The sequence below is a fragment of the Segatella copri genome (genome assembly GCF_026015625.1).
GTDB classification, from domain to species: domain Bacteria; phylum Bacteroidota; class Bacteroidia; order Bacteroidales; family Bacteroidaceae; genus Prevotella; species Prevotella copri_H.
Genome location: NZ_JAPDVG010000001.1, coordinates 934,759 through 949,777, shown reverse-complemented (window position 1 = coordinate 949,777; position 15,019 = coordinate 934,759). Strand labels below are relative to the sequence as shown.

General features: G+C 46.4%; 7 protein-coding genes. 4 read left to right on the top strand and 3 right to left on the bottom strand.

Annotation, left to right across the window (positions count from 1 at the left end; all coding sequences use genetic code 11):
* The first annotated feature begins 27 nt into the window (after window positions 1–27).
* A complete protein-coding gene (gene ligA, locus ONT19_RS04100; RefSeq protein ID WP_264952220.1) occupies window positions 28–1,998 on the top strand; it encodes an NAD-dependent DNA ligase LigA in 1,971 nt (656 codons plus the stop codon).
* A gap of 100 nt (window positions 1,999–2,098) precedes the next feature.
* Here the strand turns inward: ligA and ONT19_RS04095 are convergent, their stop codons facing one another.
* Both ONT19_RS04095 and ONT19_RS04090 read right to left on the bottom strand, forming a co-directional pair.
* Window positions 2,099–3,391: a serpin family protein gene (locus ONT19_RS04095; protein ID WP_264952221.1), complete on the bottom strand. Its 1,293-nt coding sequence runs from the start codon at window positions 3,389–3,391 to the stop codon at window positions 2,099–2,101.
* 199 nt (window positions 3,392–3,590) lie between these two features.
* Complete coding sequence (locus tag ONT19_RS04090) at window positions 3,591–4,751, bottom strand: hypothetical protein (RefSeq protein WP_118415376.1); 1,161 nt, start codon at window positions 4,749–4,751, stop codon at window positions 3,591–3,593.
* A gap of 168 nt (window positions 4,752–4,919) precedes the next feature.
* Here ONT19_RS04090 and ONT19_RS04085 point away from each other — a divergent pair, with 168 nt between their 5' ends.
* The 3 genes from ONT19_RS04085 to ONT19_RS04075 all read left to right on the top strand — a co-directional run bounded on the left by ONT19_RS04085 (window position 4,920) and on the right by ONT19_RS04075 (window position 12,805).
* On the top strand, window positions 4,920–6,110 hold the full coding sequence (locus ONT19_RS04085; protein WP_264912668.1) for an ATP-binding protein: 1,191 nt from the start codon (window positions 4,920–4,922) through the stop codon (window positions 6,108–6,110).
* 262 nt (window positions 6,111–6,372) lie between these two features.
* The gene (gene nifJ, locus ONT19_RS04080) at window positions 6,373–9,951 is read left to right on the top strand and encodes a pyruvate:ferredoxin (flavodoxin) oxidoreductase (RefSeq protein ID WP_118190767.1); all 3,579 of its coding nucleotides are present in this window, start codon (window positions 6,373–6,375) and stop codon (window positions 9,949–9,951) included.
* 1,216 nt (window positions 9,952–11,167) lie between these two features.
* Complete coding sequence (locus ONT19_RS04075) at window positions 11,168–12,805, top strand: ABC-F family ATP-binding cassette domain-containing protein (RefSeq protein WP_264952222.1); 1,638 nt, start codon at window positions 11,168–11,170, stop codon at window positions 12,803–12,805.
* A 155-nt stretch (window positions 12,806–12,960) separates the two neighbouring features.
* On the opposite strand, the gene ONT19_RS04070 is transcribed toward ONT19_RS04075, so the two are convergent.
* Window positions 12,961–14,994, bottom strand: a complete 2,034-nt coding sequence (locus ONT19_RS04070; protein WP_264952223.1) for a M13 family metallopeptidase — start codon at window positions 14,992–14,994, stop codon at window positions 12,961–12,963.
* Window positions 14,995–15,019 lie beyond the last annotated feature (25 nt).

Below are 15,019 nucleotides of genomic sequence, written 5' to 3'. Positions count from 1 at the left end.
TTTTATTAACATCCTCAAACATTCATTATGGAAGAGAAACTATTGCAGATGAAGAGCTTGGTTGAAAGACTCAACCAAGCTTCGGATAGTTATTATAACGGAAAAGGCGAACTCATGACCGACTATGAGTGGGACGCCCTTTTCGACCAGCTCAAGAGATTGGAAGAGGAAACAGGCGAAATTCTGCCTGACTCCCCTACTAATCGCGTGTCAGAAGATTCTATCGTAGGAAAGAAAGAGGAGCATGAATTTGCCGCCCTCTCTCTGGCAAAGACCAAACAGGTTAGTGATCTTGTAAAATGGGCAGAAGACCGCCCTATCTGGATTTCATGGAAACTGGACGGACTGACCCTCGTAGTAACCTATGACGGCGGAAAACTCACCAAAATCGTTACCCGCGGTAACGGACACATCGGCACCAACATTACCCACTTGGCTCCAGCCATTTCAGGCATTCCTGCTACCATTTCAGAGAAAGGACATCTTGTAGTTAGAGGAGAAGCCGTCATTTCGTATTCTGATTTCGAACAGTTCATCATCGAAAGCGAAGGCGATTACGCCAATCCACGAAACCTCGCTTCAGGCTCACTCACGCTGAAGGATATTGATGAGGTGAAGCAGCGCCACATCCAATGGATTCCGTTCACCCTGGTTTATACTGAGCGGGAACTTACCTCATGGGGCGAACGCATGCAGATGCTGAAAGACCTGGGGATGAATCCTGTAGAACGTGAGCGTATTGACCACCCTACCACAGAAAATATCCAGCTGGAAATAGACAAGTTTACGGAGAAGGTGACAAGCAAGAAGAATCCTTTCCCGGTAGACGGACTGGTGATTTGCTACGATGATACGGCTTATGCAGCTACCGGTTCGGTTACAGGCCACCACGCTACGAGGGCAGGATTTGCCTTCAAATGGCAAGACGAACATGCTGACACCGTACTCGACCACATCGAATGGTCGTGCGCAGCCAGCACCATCACGCCTGTAGCTGTTTTCAAACCGGTAGAACTTGAAGGAACCACCGTGCAGCGTGCCTCGCTCTGCAATGTAAGCGAATGCGAACGTCTGGGCATTGGCGACAAGGGAACCAGACTGCAGGTCATCAAGGCCAATAAGATTATCCCGAAGGTAATCAATATTACAGAGGTTGTGGGGAGTTTTGTCATTCCCGCCGAATGTCCGGTTTGCCATGCGCCATCCGTAGTGCGCGAGAGCGAGAGCGGCACCAAGACTCTCCATTGCACCAATGCAGCCTGCCCAGCCAAACAACTTAAGAAATTTGCACGCTTCGTCAGCAAGGAAGGAATCAATATTGACGGAATCTCAGAACAGACTGTCTGGAAATTCATCAATCATGGTTTTATCAGGGAATATGCAGATTTCTACAAACTGAAGAATTATGCGTTCGAGATTTCCTGTTTCGAAGGATTTGGCAAGAAGAGCGTAAGCAATCTTCTGGAGAGTGTAGAGAAAAGCCGCCATACTGATGGCCGTCATCTGCTCTACGCCTTGAATATTCCGCTCTGCGGCGGCGATGTGGCTAAAAAACTGCTCAGCCGTTACAAGGTAAAGGAACTGATAGAAACGGCGCGCCTGAGCATGTTCGATGATGAGTTTGCAAGCATTGATGGCATTGGACCTGAAAAGAGTGCCAAATTTATCGCCTGGTTCAAGGATGATGTTCATTTCCAGCATGTGCAGCATCTGCTGTCCGAGCTAATTATCGAGGAGCAGGAGCCTGTAGAAACGGGAAATAAATGCCAGGGGCTGACTTTCGTCGTAACGGGAGATGTGCATCATTACAAGAACCGCAACGAGCTGAAGGCTTATATTGAAAGCCAGGGCGGCAAGGTTACGGGAAGTGTGAGCAAGAGTACTAACTTCCTGATTAACAACGATGCTGCTTCGCAGAGTTCGAAGAACAAAAAAGCCCATGAACTCAATATTCCAATCATTACTGAGGATGAGTTCATAGAAAAGTTTCAGGAGTAAACAAGTGAATTAAGCGAAATAAAAAAAGCGAAAGCCAGATTCCGGATTACGGACTTGGCTTTCGCTTTTCTAGTTTTAAGAACCTGCAAATTCTCTGTTATTATTCTCCCAGGAACTGACCCATGAAGAGAATGGCGCCACTATTACGTTCCGTAATGAAATAAACGAATGGACGGTTGGCATGAAATTCTACACGCTTCATCTCGTTAGGACCCAGTGAGGTCAGCATCACAGCAGCTGTTACGGCAGCAGCCTTTGTTCCACGCTCGCTTACCTCAATCTTTGCCTTCTGCAACATCTTCGATACGTAGAAGCTGCCATTGGCAAAACGGCTGAAATCTGCCGTGCCTGGCTGGAAGATGCTTGGAGCTCCCAATTTACTGATAATCTGGTTGAGCGACAAATCCATCTCTGTGGTAAACTTAGGGAATTTTAAATCTACCTGGCAACGGTCCATGTCATTACTCAACTTCTGAAGTTTATCTGCATCCATCTCCTTCATCACCTCACTGATGCTCTTGCCAGCCTTAGGAAGAAGAACGGTCATCTGATAACTTCCATTTCCGTATGGCAGCTCTACAGCCTGCAACATATCATTTTCTGTATAGGCAAACTTCTTGTTCAGGTGCATCATGTTCACCTTCTTAATATCGCGGGTGTAACCGCTGAAGTTCTCGAGGTGGGTATTCTTCGCATCAAACTTCTCCTGCCAGATTCCATTAAAATAAATAGCATTCAGGAGGTAAGAAACGGCTGCTGGGTCTACCTGGTCGATGATGCTAGGAATCATGCCTTTAGTCTGCTTTTTGCACCAGTCATTAATGCGAGTGGCAGATTTAGGAGAGGTAAAGTCCATGCTCTCCACGCCAGCCTGATAAGAATCGGCCACGGTACGAGCGAAATCGCTGTTCAATGTGAAATTCTTGTTGATAGCGATAAAGTTGGCAATATTTACGGTTGTCTGCTTGTCGAGCTTGCCAGCCGAAAGCATCAGCGCCTTATAACAGTCGTTGAGTTCCTTCACACTCACGCCCTCGCAACCGATTGCCTTCAGAATCTCCTGCTGAGTCTTGCCGTCGGCACCATTTGCAAGCATTCCCATCAGATAGGCGATGCTCATTGGCGAAACCACCTCAGAATCCATGCCGCTGATCTGCTGATAGAGTCTGAAAGCGAAATCGTTGTTCTTCTTCACAATATTCTGCTGAGCCTCTGAGAGGATAAGATAACTCTCGTCCATTTCCTCATCTGCTGACGGATGGGCAGCCTCTGCCTCCGTTATCTTCTCTGCCTTTGTTGCGTTCTCATTCTGTGCATTCTTGCTAGTGCTGCAAGAAGTCATTGCCATTGCAGCTGAAGCTAAAATAGCTGCACTAAATACTTTCTTGTTCATATTTCTCTAATTTATTAGTTCATTTTAATGACTCAACGCTCCTGAACCAAAAGGGACTGTTCCTCTTTAAAAGGCAGTTCCCGAATCGGAATCTGAATCGTGAGATCTGAAGATAAAATGAAAAATCGGCTAATCCTTGCACGGGAAAAGCCGATTTTACTATTTCTTAACAAAAAATATCTATGTTCTTAACAAAAAATCAATGCAGCGGTGCCTCTTCCGAAGGTCTGCCAGGCTTTATTCTGAGATGATATCTGTTTCCATCATATTCCACGCGCATGATGTTCGTCCTGTTGGTCTTCATCTCATCGCTCGAATTAGCCACAAGATGTTCGTATAGATCGATTGCCACATGACCCATCGTTCTGCGCAGATTGATTTCGATGCAAGGAACCACGCCCAGACCGGTTCTGTTTACGTCCTCACCTTCCTGATTCAGCACAGCCTCGCAGAATTCATCCTTCTCCCCTTTCGTGCAGATCATCATGTCAACGCCGAACGGACCACTGTAAATATCCTTCAGCGCCGGCTCCATTACCTCGATGATGCGCTGTCTGATTCCGGCAAGCTGAGCCTCGCTAATGAGCGGTTTCATCATTTCCACCTTATCATCTTCAGAGCAGAGCACATTGCCCGAATAGGCATTCTTGATCGTATCGAATAGCGAAAGACCGCGATAGAGCGCCTTGCCATCTTTCATTTCAAACTCCATGGCGAAATCTCTCACCTTATTATATAGAGGTTCTACGGTTACGCCGCCCTGATGATAAATCATGTTTGCCACCCATCTTTCGAAGGTAGGATAATCTCCGGCTGTTCTGAAGTCCTCAGCACTCACATATTTCACTCCCCTCCCACTACTGCTCCAGGGAGCCTTGACAACAGCTTTGCCGTGCTGGAGAATGAGTTCTTTGACGCGGGCCGTCTCAGTAACATATTCCACGCCTCGCTGCAGATGAAGGGCAGCCCATTGCCTGCTGCTCACCTCGCGTACCTTATTTAATACAGCATCAGTCGGCAACATAATCTCCGGCATTCCCAAACGCTCCAACTCACCTTTCAGCGACAGGTTCCATCCCCAGGGATGAACACTGTCCAGAAATTCAGTCTTGAGCAGATGCTTCAGCTGAGGCTTGGTGATGAATTCAACCTTGCTGTTCAGTTCAGCCCCAAAATGGCGCACCCTGTTCTTCGCAAAATCAATATCATCCACAAGTACGAGGTCGCCCTCTTCCGCCCAAAGAGCCGGAATGAAAGCAAGATCACTTCTAAGTTGTCTACCCGCATGAGGCGCGGTGAACTGTTTCAGATTTGCAGCCAAAGCCAAATCATGTTCTGGATTGAAAATATGTAATTTCATGGTGCAAAGATATAAAGAAAAGTGCAAAAAAGGGCAGAAAAACCCCATTTTTACTTAGACAAGTGCTAAATAATGAAAAAAAAGTTACTTTTTGCTATCTAGAGTTTGCAAATTAGAAATATTTAATTACCTTTGCATCGTAAAAACAATTAGAAACGATATAAACTCATGGAAGAAGCATTCTTCAGAACACATACATACCTCGTAGAGCATACGGACGCACCGGTAAGACGCACTCTGATGGACGAAATCGACTGGAGCGACCGTTTGATTGGCATAAAGGGAACACGCGGTGTAGGAAAGTCTACATTCCTCCTTCAATATGCCAAGGAGCACTTTGGCCCTACAGACCGCAAGTGCCTGTATGTGAATATGAACAATTTCTATTTTCAAAGCAGAGGAATCGCAGATTTTGCAGGTGACTTTGTTCGCCACGGCGGCAGAACCCTTCTCATCGACCAGGTCTTCAAGCAGTCGGACTGGAGCAAGGAGCTGCGCAAATGCTACGACCTCTATCCAGAGTTAAGAATCGTGTTCACAGGTTCCAGCGTGATGAGACTGAAGGAAGAGAATCCTGAGCTCAATGGAATCGTGAAAAGCTATAATTTGCGAGGCTTCTCTTTCAGAGAGTTTATCAACCTGCAGACTGGCAACAGTTTCCAGCCATATACACTCGATGAAATCTTGCGCAATCACGAGCACATCATCAAGCAGATACTGCCCAAGGTGAGCCCGATGAAATACTTCCAGGACTACTTGCATCATGGATTCTATCCATTCTTCCTGGAGAACCGCAACTTCACAGAGAATCTACTAAAGACAATGAACATGATGACCGAGGTAGACATCCTCCTCATCAAGCAAATCGAACTGAAATATCTCACCAAGATCAAGCGGCTCTTCTATCAGCTAGCTGTAGAAGGTGCCAAGGCTCCCAACGTGAGCCAGCTTGCCGAAGAGATCAACACCAGTAGAGCTACGGTAATGAACTACATCAAGTATCTTGCTGATGCGCGACTCATCAACATGATTTACCCTAACGGGCAGGAGTTCCCAAAGAAACCATCCAAGGTGATGATGCACAACTCCAACCTGATGTACGCCATCTATCCTATCAAGATAGACAAGCAGGAGGTAATGGAAACATTCTTCGTCAACTCGGTCTGGAAAGACCACAAGGTAAGCCAGACCGGCAAGGACCACTACTTCATTGTAGACGGTGAGAAGAAGTTCAGAATCTGCGATGCGCAATCTCCAAACAAGGTGCGCAACAATCCCGACATCATCTACGCCCGATACAATACCGAGGTAGGCAAGGACAACAGGATTCCGTTATGGCTTCTGGGTTTCCTATATTAGGGAATGTTGAATGTGGAGTGTTGAATGTTGAATTGCCTAACGGCATCAGCATGAAGACACATAAGGGCGCAAGCCTAACTCAACACTCAACATTTATTAAGGAATGTTGAATGTGGAGTGTTGAATGTTGAATTGCCTAACGGCACCAGCATGAAGACACATAAGGGCGCAAGCCTAACTCAACACTCAACATTAGAATAAGAACATTAGAATAAGAATGAATTAAATACAAAACATTTTTAATATTTTATCTAAAAGTAAAATGGCTAAAGAGAAAAAATTTATCACTTGTGATGGTAACACAGCTGCCGCACACGTAAGCTACATGTTTACTGAGGTTGCTGCTATCTACCCTATTACTCCATCATCACCAATGGCGGAGCATGTAGATGAATGGGCTGCCAAAGGTCGTAAGAACCTTTTCGGTCAGCGAGTTTCTATCCAGGAAATGGAATCAGAGGCTGGTGCTGCCGGTGCAGTTCACGGTTCTCTCCAGGCTGGTGCCTTGACTTCAACTTACACTGCTTCTCAGGGTTTGTTGTTGATGATTCCTAACATGTACAAGATTGCTGGTGAGTTGCTCCCTTGCGTGTTCAACGTATCAGCTCGTACATTGGCTTCTCACTCACTTTGTATCTTCGGTGACCACCAGGACGTAATGGCTTGCCGCCAGACAGGTTTCGCTATGTTCTGCTCAGGTTCTGTTCAGGAGGTTATGGACCTCTCTGCAGTTCCTCACTTGGCTACATTGGAGACAAAGGTTCCTTTCATTAACTTCTTCGACGGTTTCCGTACTTCTCACGAGTACCACAAGATCGAGGAGATGGATATGGAAGACATCCGTCCATTGGTTAAGGAAGAGTTCATCGAGGACTTCCGTAACCGTGCTTTGACTCCTGAGCGTCCTGTTACTCGCGGTACTGCTGAGAACCCAGAGACATTCTTCACTCACCGTGAGGCTTGCAACACTTACTACGATGCAATCCCTGAGGTAGTAGAGAAGTACTGCCAGGAGATGACTAAGATTACTGGCCGTGAGTACCACCTCTTCAACTACTATGGTGCTGAGGATGCTGAGAACATCATCATCCTGATGGGTTCTGCTACAGAGCCAGCTCGCGAGGCTATCGACTACTTGAACAAGCAGGGCAAGAAGGTTGGTATGGTTGCAGTTCACCTCTTCCGTCCATTCTCTGTTGACTTCTTGAAGAAGACTATCCCAGCTACAGTTAAGCGTATCGCTGTTCTCGACCGTACTAAGGAGCCAGGTGCAGAGGGTGAGCCATTGTACCTCGACGTTAAGTCAGCTCTCTACGACGACGAGCGCAAGCCATTGATCGTTGGCGGTCGTTATGGTCTCGGTTCTTCTGATACAACTCCAGCTAAGATTGTTGCTGTATTCAAGAACCTCGAGTTGCCACAGCCAAAGAACCACTTCACTGTAGGTATCGTTGATGACGTTACATTCACTTCTCTCCCAGAAGAGGAGGAAATCCCAATGGGTGGCGACGACTTGTTCGAGGCTAAGTTCTACGGTTTGGGTGCTGACGGTACTGTTGGTGCTAACAAGAACTCAGTTCAGATTATCGGTAACAATACCAACAAGTATTGCCAGGCATACTTCTCTTACGATTCTAAGAAGTCTGGTGGTTTCACCTGCTCTCACTTGCGTTTCGGCGACAGCCCTATCCACAGTGCTTATCAGGTAAATACTCCTAACTTCGTAGCTTGCCACGTACAGGCTTACCTCCACATGTACGATGTAACACGTGGTTTGCGTAAGAACGGTTTCTTCCTGTTGAACACTATCTTCGACGGCGAGGAGTTGGTTAACTTCATCCCTAACAAGGTAAAGCGTTACTTCGCTCAGAACAACATCACTGTTTACTATATCAACGCAACTAAGATTGCTCAGGAGATTGGTCTCGGTAACCGTACCAACACCATCCTCCAGTCTGCATTCTTCCGTATCACAAAGGTTATTCCTTTGGATCTCGCTGTAGAGCAGATGAAGGCATTCATCGTTAAGTCTTACTCTAAGAAGGGTCAGGACGTTGTTGACAAGAACTTCGGCGCTGTTGACCGTGGTGGTGAGTACAAGCAGTTGGCAGTAGATCCAGCTTGGGCTAACCTCGCTGACGATGAGGCTAAGGAGGATAACGCTCCAGCATTCGTTAAGGAGCTCGTTCGTCCTATCAACGGCCAGGCAGGTGACCTCTTGAAGGTTTCTGACTTCGTTAAGCACAACACAGTTGACGGTACATGGCAGAACGGTACTGCAGCATTCGAGAAGCGTGGTGTTGAGGCATTCGTACCAGTATGGAACGTAGAGAACTGTATCCAGTGTAACAAGTGTTCATTCGTTTGTCCTCACGCAGCTATCCGTCCATTCGTATTGACCGATGAGGAGCTCGCAGGCATCGAGGGTCTCCAGACTCAGGATGTTAAGGCACCTAAGGCTTTGGCTGGAATGCACTTCCGCATCGAGACTTCAGTACTCGACTGTCTGGGTTGTGGTAACTGTGCTGACGTCTGCCCAGGTAAGAAGGGTGAGAAGGCGTTGACAATGGTTCCATTCAACGTAGACGCAGAGGATATGGTCAAGGAAGCAGCTAACTGGGAGTACCTCGTACACAAGGTAGCTTCTAAGCAGGATCTCGTAGACATCAAGCAGAGCCCTAAGAATTCTCAGTTCGCTCAGCCATTGTTCGAGTTCTCTGGTGCTTGCTCTGGTTGTGGTGAGACTCCATACGTTAAGTTGATTTCTCAGCTCTTCGGTGATCGTCAGATGATTGCTAACGCTACTGGTTGTTCTTCTATCTACTCAGCTTCTATCCCATCTACTCCATATACAAAGAACGCTAAGGGTCAGGGTCCTGCATTCGACAACTCATTGTTCGAGGACTTCTGCGAGTTCGGTCTCGGTATGGTAATGGGTAACAAGAAGATGAAGGAGCGCATCGCTCACTTGCTCGAAGAGGCTAAGGCTCAGGAGCATGTTCCTGCTGAGTTCGTAGCTGCTGCTGACAAGTGGATGGCTAACATGAACGATTCTGAGGGTTCTAAGGAGGCTGCTGCAGAGTTGAAGCCTCTCATCGCTGCCGGCGCTGAGAAGGGTTGCCCTATCTGCAAGGAGCTCAAGACTTTGGATCACTACCTCGTTAAGCGTTCACAGTGGATCATCGGTGGTGATGGTGCTTCTTATGATATCGGTTACGGTGGTCTCGACCACGTATTGGCTTCTGGTGAGGATGTTAACATCCTGGTACTCGATACTGAGGTTTACTCTAACACTGGTGGTCAGTCTTCTAAGTCTACTCCACTCGGTGCTATCGCACAGTTCGCTGCTCAGGGTAAGCGTATCCGCAAGAAGGATCTCGGTTTGATGCAGACTACATACGGTTACATCTACGTAGCTCAGGTAGCTATGGGTGCTGACAATGCTCAGACATTGAAGGCTATCCGCGAGGCTGAGGCTTATCCAGGTCCATCACTCATCATCGCTTACGCACCATGTATCAACCACGGTTTGAAGCGTAAGGGCGGTATGGGTCGTTCACAGCACGAGGAAGAGTTGGCTGTTGAGTGCGGTTACTGGCACTTGTGGCGTTACAACCCACTGTTGGCTGATGAGGGTAAGAACCCATTCACACTCGACTCTAAGGCTCCTAACTGGGAGAACTTCCGCGACTTCCTGCTCGGTGAGGTTCGTTACCTCTCTGTACAGAAGGCATTCCCTAAGGAGGCTGATGAGCTCTTCTCTCAGGCAGAGAAGATGGCTAAGCTCCGTTACCAGACTTACGTTCGTAAGAGCCAGGAGGACTGGAGCGAGCAGATCTAATCTAGCGAGATTTCAATAGGTTAAATATATCATCTCCGAAGACCTTGGTTGCGTTCTGCAATCAAGGTCTTTTTTGTTTAAAAATGCTCCATAATCATGTAAAAATTTGAAATAAGTGATGAAACATAGGGAAAAATCGTGATTTTGAGATTGGGTTCATTAGGGGCAATTCAGAATTGTTTTGTAAAGAAAACAGAATATTCAGATGTGGTATAAGACGGGCTGAAAGCCCAAAAGCTCTTAGCCCAGGGCGTATTGGGTAATTTCAACCGTACAGATCGAACAATTACGGATTTTTAATCCGCTAAAAGAAACGGAGCAAGAAACGCAATCAGTCTGAGTAATGTAAATTATCCTTACCTACCCAAAACAGAAACCAAAAGAGGCAAAAATCAGTGCTTTTTAGTGATTTTTCGAATGAAAAACGCAAAATAAGAGGGTTAGAAAGGTGTTTTACCTCCTCTACAAAGGGTGAATAATGCCCATCCTCGGACTTCAAAACCCTTTCGATTTTAGATATTTTTGACCGAAACAAAAGGTAAATAGAGGACATTAGAGTACAAATAAGGCAATAATCATATAGTGACAGATATAGATTAGGTTACACCAATACTATTGAAGTAATTCTATATATAAATTCCGTATCGTGCTAACAATTAACACTTTAGCATATCTCACCTTTCATCATTTCACATAGTCTCAAATATTATAATCCGGTCATTTCCGGTCATGGTCATTTTCGGTCATTTTTATTTCGGGGGAGAAAATGGTCACCTATAGTATAATATAAATAATATTTATATTTACTATAGCTCAAAATGACCAAACTCTTTTTTGAAAATGACCGAAAATGACCATGACCGAAAATGACCGCTTGCCACTCTGGTTCTCAATGCCCCCATTCACCCCCATTTACATTAACCTGTAATAAAGTTCAGCTAAAAAGCCAATAGAAATCAGTATCAATCAATCACTTACACTACTTCTCTGAAAGAAAGTCAGGGTAAAAGCTTGCATTCTGCCCAAAAATGTTGTATCTTTGCACCGGCAATCGAAAGAACAGCCTTTTGTGCCTTGCTCAGGTCTTCTATTAAGACCAGCACGGGTCATAAATGATGGCAGGCGCTGGTCATCAATGAAGACCCGAAAACGGCAGGAACGGGGCATTCTGGGGAGTTGCTTAAAGAAACAAAAATTTGAACAAGAAGAAAATAATATGATTACAGTTGATGGATTGACCGTAGAATTTGGCGGCACCACCCTATTCAAAGACATTTCCTTCCAGATCAACGAGAAGGACCGTATAGCCCTGATGGGAAAGAATGGCGCAGGAAAGAGCACATTGCTTAAGATCATCGCCGGTGTGAGAAATGCTACTCGTGGCACCGTTTCCGCTCCCAAGGATTGCGTCATCGCCTATCTGCCTCAGCATCTGATGACCGAAGACGGCAGAACCGTATTCGAGGAAACCTGTCAGGCGTTTGCCCATCTGCACGAAATGCAGGCTGAGATTGACCGCATCAACAACGAGCTCACCACCCGTACCGATTACGACAGCGATGATTACATGCAGCTCATTGAGAAAGTATCCTCTCTCTCAGAGAAATTCTACGCTATCGACATGACTCATTTCGAGGAAGATGTAGAGAAGACGCTGCTCGGTCTCGGTTTCGAGCGCTCTGATTTCAACCGCCCTACAAGCGAGTTTTCGGGAGGATGGAGAATGAGGATTGAGCTGGCAAAACTGCTCTTGAAATCGCCAGACGTACTGCTGCTCGATGAGCCAACCAATCATCTCGACATCGAATCTATCGGCTGGCTCGAAGACTTCATCATCAACAGTTCGAAAGCAGTAGTTGTCATCAGCCACGACCGAAAATTCGTTGACGACATTACAACAAGAACCATCGAAGTAACCATGGGCCGCATCTACGACTACAAAGCCACTTACAGCCAATATCTGGAACTGCGCAAGGAACGCCGCGAACAGCAGATGAAGAAATATGAGGAACAGCAGAAGATGATTGCTGAAACCAAGGACTTTATAGAACGCTTCAAAGGCACTTATTCTAAAACCTTCCAGGTGCAGAGCCGCGTGAAGATGCTAGAGAAACTGGAACTTATCGAAGTGGATGAAGAAGATACAAGTCGCCTTCGACTCAAGTTCCCGCCGAGCCCACGAAGCGGTGCTTATCCGGTTCAGATGAGCGATGTGGCGATGTCGTTTGATAACAAGAAGATTTTCAGCGGCGTAAATCTTACCGTAGAAAGAGGCGACAAGATTGCTTTCGTGGGTAGAAACGGAGAGGGTAAGTCAACGCTTGTGAAATGTATCATGGGTCAGCTTCAGAACGAAGGAAAATTGGAATTGGGACATAATGTGCAGATAGGTTATTTCGCCCAGAACCAGGCTTCTCTGCTCGATGGCGAACTTACCGTATTCCAGACCATTGATGATGTTGCCAAAGGTGAAATCCGCAACAAGATACGCGATTTGCTGGGAGCATTCATGTTTGGCGGAGAGGATTCTACCAAGAAGGTGAAAGTATTGTCGGGAGGTGAGCGCACCCGCCTTGCCATTCTCAAACTGCTGCTGGAGCCGGTGAATCTGCTGATTCTCGATGAGCCTACCAACCACCTCGACCTGAAGACCAAGGATGTGCTGAAACAGGCCTTGCTCGATTTCGACGGAACGCTCATCGTGGTTAGTCACGACCGCGATTTCCTCGATGGTCTTGTCAGCAAGGTTTATGAGTTCGGTCATGGTCGCGTCCGCGAACATCTCTGCGGCATTTACGAATTCCTGGAATCGAAGAAGATGGAAAATCTTCAGGAACTGGAGAAGAAACAATAACCCCCTATTCTATTGTTTTCTTATCAAAAAATATTTCAAGCATAAAACAAAAAGTCCTGATGTTTCAAACAAACGAAACATCAGGACTTTATTTTTTCTATCTATTCAGAAAACCATTCCCGAAAAATTCTATTCGGAAAAATTTCCTTCCGGATTTACCAAAGCTCCAGGCGCTGGTTCTTAGGAATGAACAGCTTGTCACCCTGCTTTACACCAAATGCCTCATACCATGCATCGATGTGAGGAAGCGCACCATCAACACGCCACTTGCCGAGAGAATGAGGATCATCCTTTACGCGGTTGCGGATTTCCTTATCAGTAATGTTCTGTCCCCAAACACCTGCATAGGCGAGGAAGAAACGCTGGTCAGGAGTGAAACCATCCTTGTTCTTCAATGGCTTCTTGGCTGTAGCATTCTTGAAGGCATTGTATGAAACCATCAAACCACCATGGTCGGCAAGGTTCTCGCCGAGGGTGAAACGGCCGTTGGCATTCAGATCAGGCAACACCTTGATGTTGCTGAAGAAATCAGCATACATATCAGCACGCTTGTTGAAACCTTCTGCATCTTCAGCTGTCCACCAGTCCTTCAGATTACCGCTAGCATCATACTGACGACCCTGATCATCGAATCCGTGAGTCATCTCATGGCCGATTACTACGCCGATAGCACCATAGTTGAATGCTGCATCAGCCTTAGGATCGAAGAAAGGATACTGGAGAATACCGGCTGGGAAGCAGATCTCGTTGGTAGTAGGATTATAGTAAGCGTTCACGGTCTGAGGAGTCATGTACCACTCATCCTTATCTACTGGCTTTCCTGCCTTCTTTGCAATCTCCTTATCGTTGGCAAACTTGCGGCAAGCCAATACGTTCTCATAATAGCTCTTGGATGGGTCGATGCTGAGCTTGCTGAAATCAGTCCACTTGTTAGGATAACCAATCTTTACATAGAACTTGTCGAGCTTGTTGTGAGCAGCTTTCTTTGTAGCATCGCTCATCCAGTTCTGAGCATCGATACGCTGACCGAGGCTGATCTGAAGATTCTTCACGAGTGTCTCCATCATCTTCTTAGAGCTTTCTGGGAAGTAGCGCTTGCAGTAGATGTGACCGAGCGCCTCGCCCAACTGAGCCTCTACCTGAGTAGTAGCACGCTTCCAAAGAGGATAATCCTCCTTACGGCCACTCATAGTCTTGCCGAAGAATTCGAAACGGGCTTCGCGAATCTCATCGCTGAGGTAAGAAGCAGAACTACTGATGATGTCCCACTCCATCAAAGCCTTCAATGTGCCTGCACATTCTGCAGCTGCCACCTTGTCATAACCGGCGAAGAAAGCAGGCTGACCTACGATCATCTCCTTGAGATTTTCGCTCTTGATTCCCTCGGCGTTGGCAAGTGCCTCGAGAGGAATGTTAGGATAATTCTCCTTGAATTCTGCCAAGGTCATCTTGTTGTAGTTGGCCTGAGGATCACGAAGTTCGGTACGGCTCTTTGAGAAAGTAGCGAGCGTTGTTTCGTGAAGGAATACGGCAGAAGCCTTCTTGGCAGCTTCATCAGCAGAGAAACCATAGAGCTGGAACATCTTGATGAGGTAAGTCTTATAAGCCTCACGGATAGCTACAGTTGCAGCATCGTTGTTGAGGTAATAATCCTTGGCACCGAGAGTAAGACCGCCCTGCATCAGGATGTAGATGTTCATGGCTACGTTCTTCTCATCGGCATCGAAACCTGAGACATAGCCCAAACCGAGACCCATCCATGCATACTTAACCTGAAGCTTCTGAAGCTCCTCCTTGGTCTTGGCAGCTTCAATCTCATCCAACAGAGGCTTTACTGGAGCGATTCCAGCCTTGTTGCGGCTGTCAACATCCATAGAGAGTTTGTAGAAATCAGACAATTTCTGCTCGATGGTTCCAGCCTTATAAGTCTTCTTCTGGAGTTCAGAAAGAATGGAGTTGACGCGCTTGTTGTTGTTCTCAGCCAGCTGGTCAAAACTGCCATAACGGCTGTAAGCGGCAGGAAGAGGATTGTTCTTCTGCCATCCACCTGTAGCAAACTGATAGAAACTGTCTGCTGGCTTCACTGTCTGGTCGAGATTGCTCATGACAAGACCCGATTTGTTCTGAGCATCAGCGCCTAATGGCAGAGCTGCGATCAGCATCATCGGTAAGATCATTTTCATTTTCATTTTCTTCTCTTTATTTTATATTAAT

Excerpts from the sequence above, each read along its gene's own strand:
- ONT19_RS04095 (WP_264952221.1), bottom strand. The coding sequence starts at position 3,391 with ATGAACAAGAAAGTATTTAGTGCAGCTATTTTAGCTTCAGCTGCAATG.
- ONT19_RS04085 (WP_264912668.1), top strand. The coding sequence starts at position 4,920 with ATGGAAGAAGCATTCTTCAGAACACATACATACCTCGTAGAGCATACG.
- ligA (WP_264952220.1), top strand. The coding sequence starts at position 28 with ATGGAAGAGAAACTATTGCAGATGAAGAGCTTGGTTGAAAGACTCAAC.
- ONT19_RS04075 (WP_264952222.1), top strand. The coding sequence starts at position 11,168 with ATGATTACAGTTGATGGATTGACCGTAGAATTTGGCGGCACCACCCTA.
- ONT19_RS04090 (WP_118415376.1), bottom strand. The coding sequence starts at position 4,751 with ATGAAATTACATATTTTCAATCCAGAACATGATTTGGCTTTGGCTGCA.
- nifJ (WP_118190767.1), top strand. The coding sequence starts at position 6,373 with ATGGCTAAAGAGAAAAAATTTATCACTTGTGATGGTAACACAGCTGCC.
- ONT19_RS04070 (WP_264952223.1), bottom strand. The coding sequence starts at position 14,994 with ATGAAAATGAAAATGATCTTACCGATGATGCTGATCGCAGCTCTGCCA.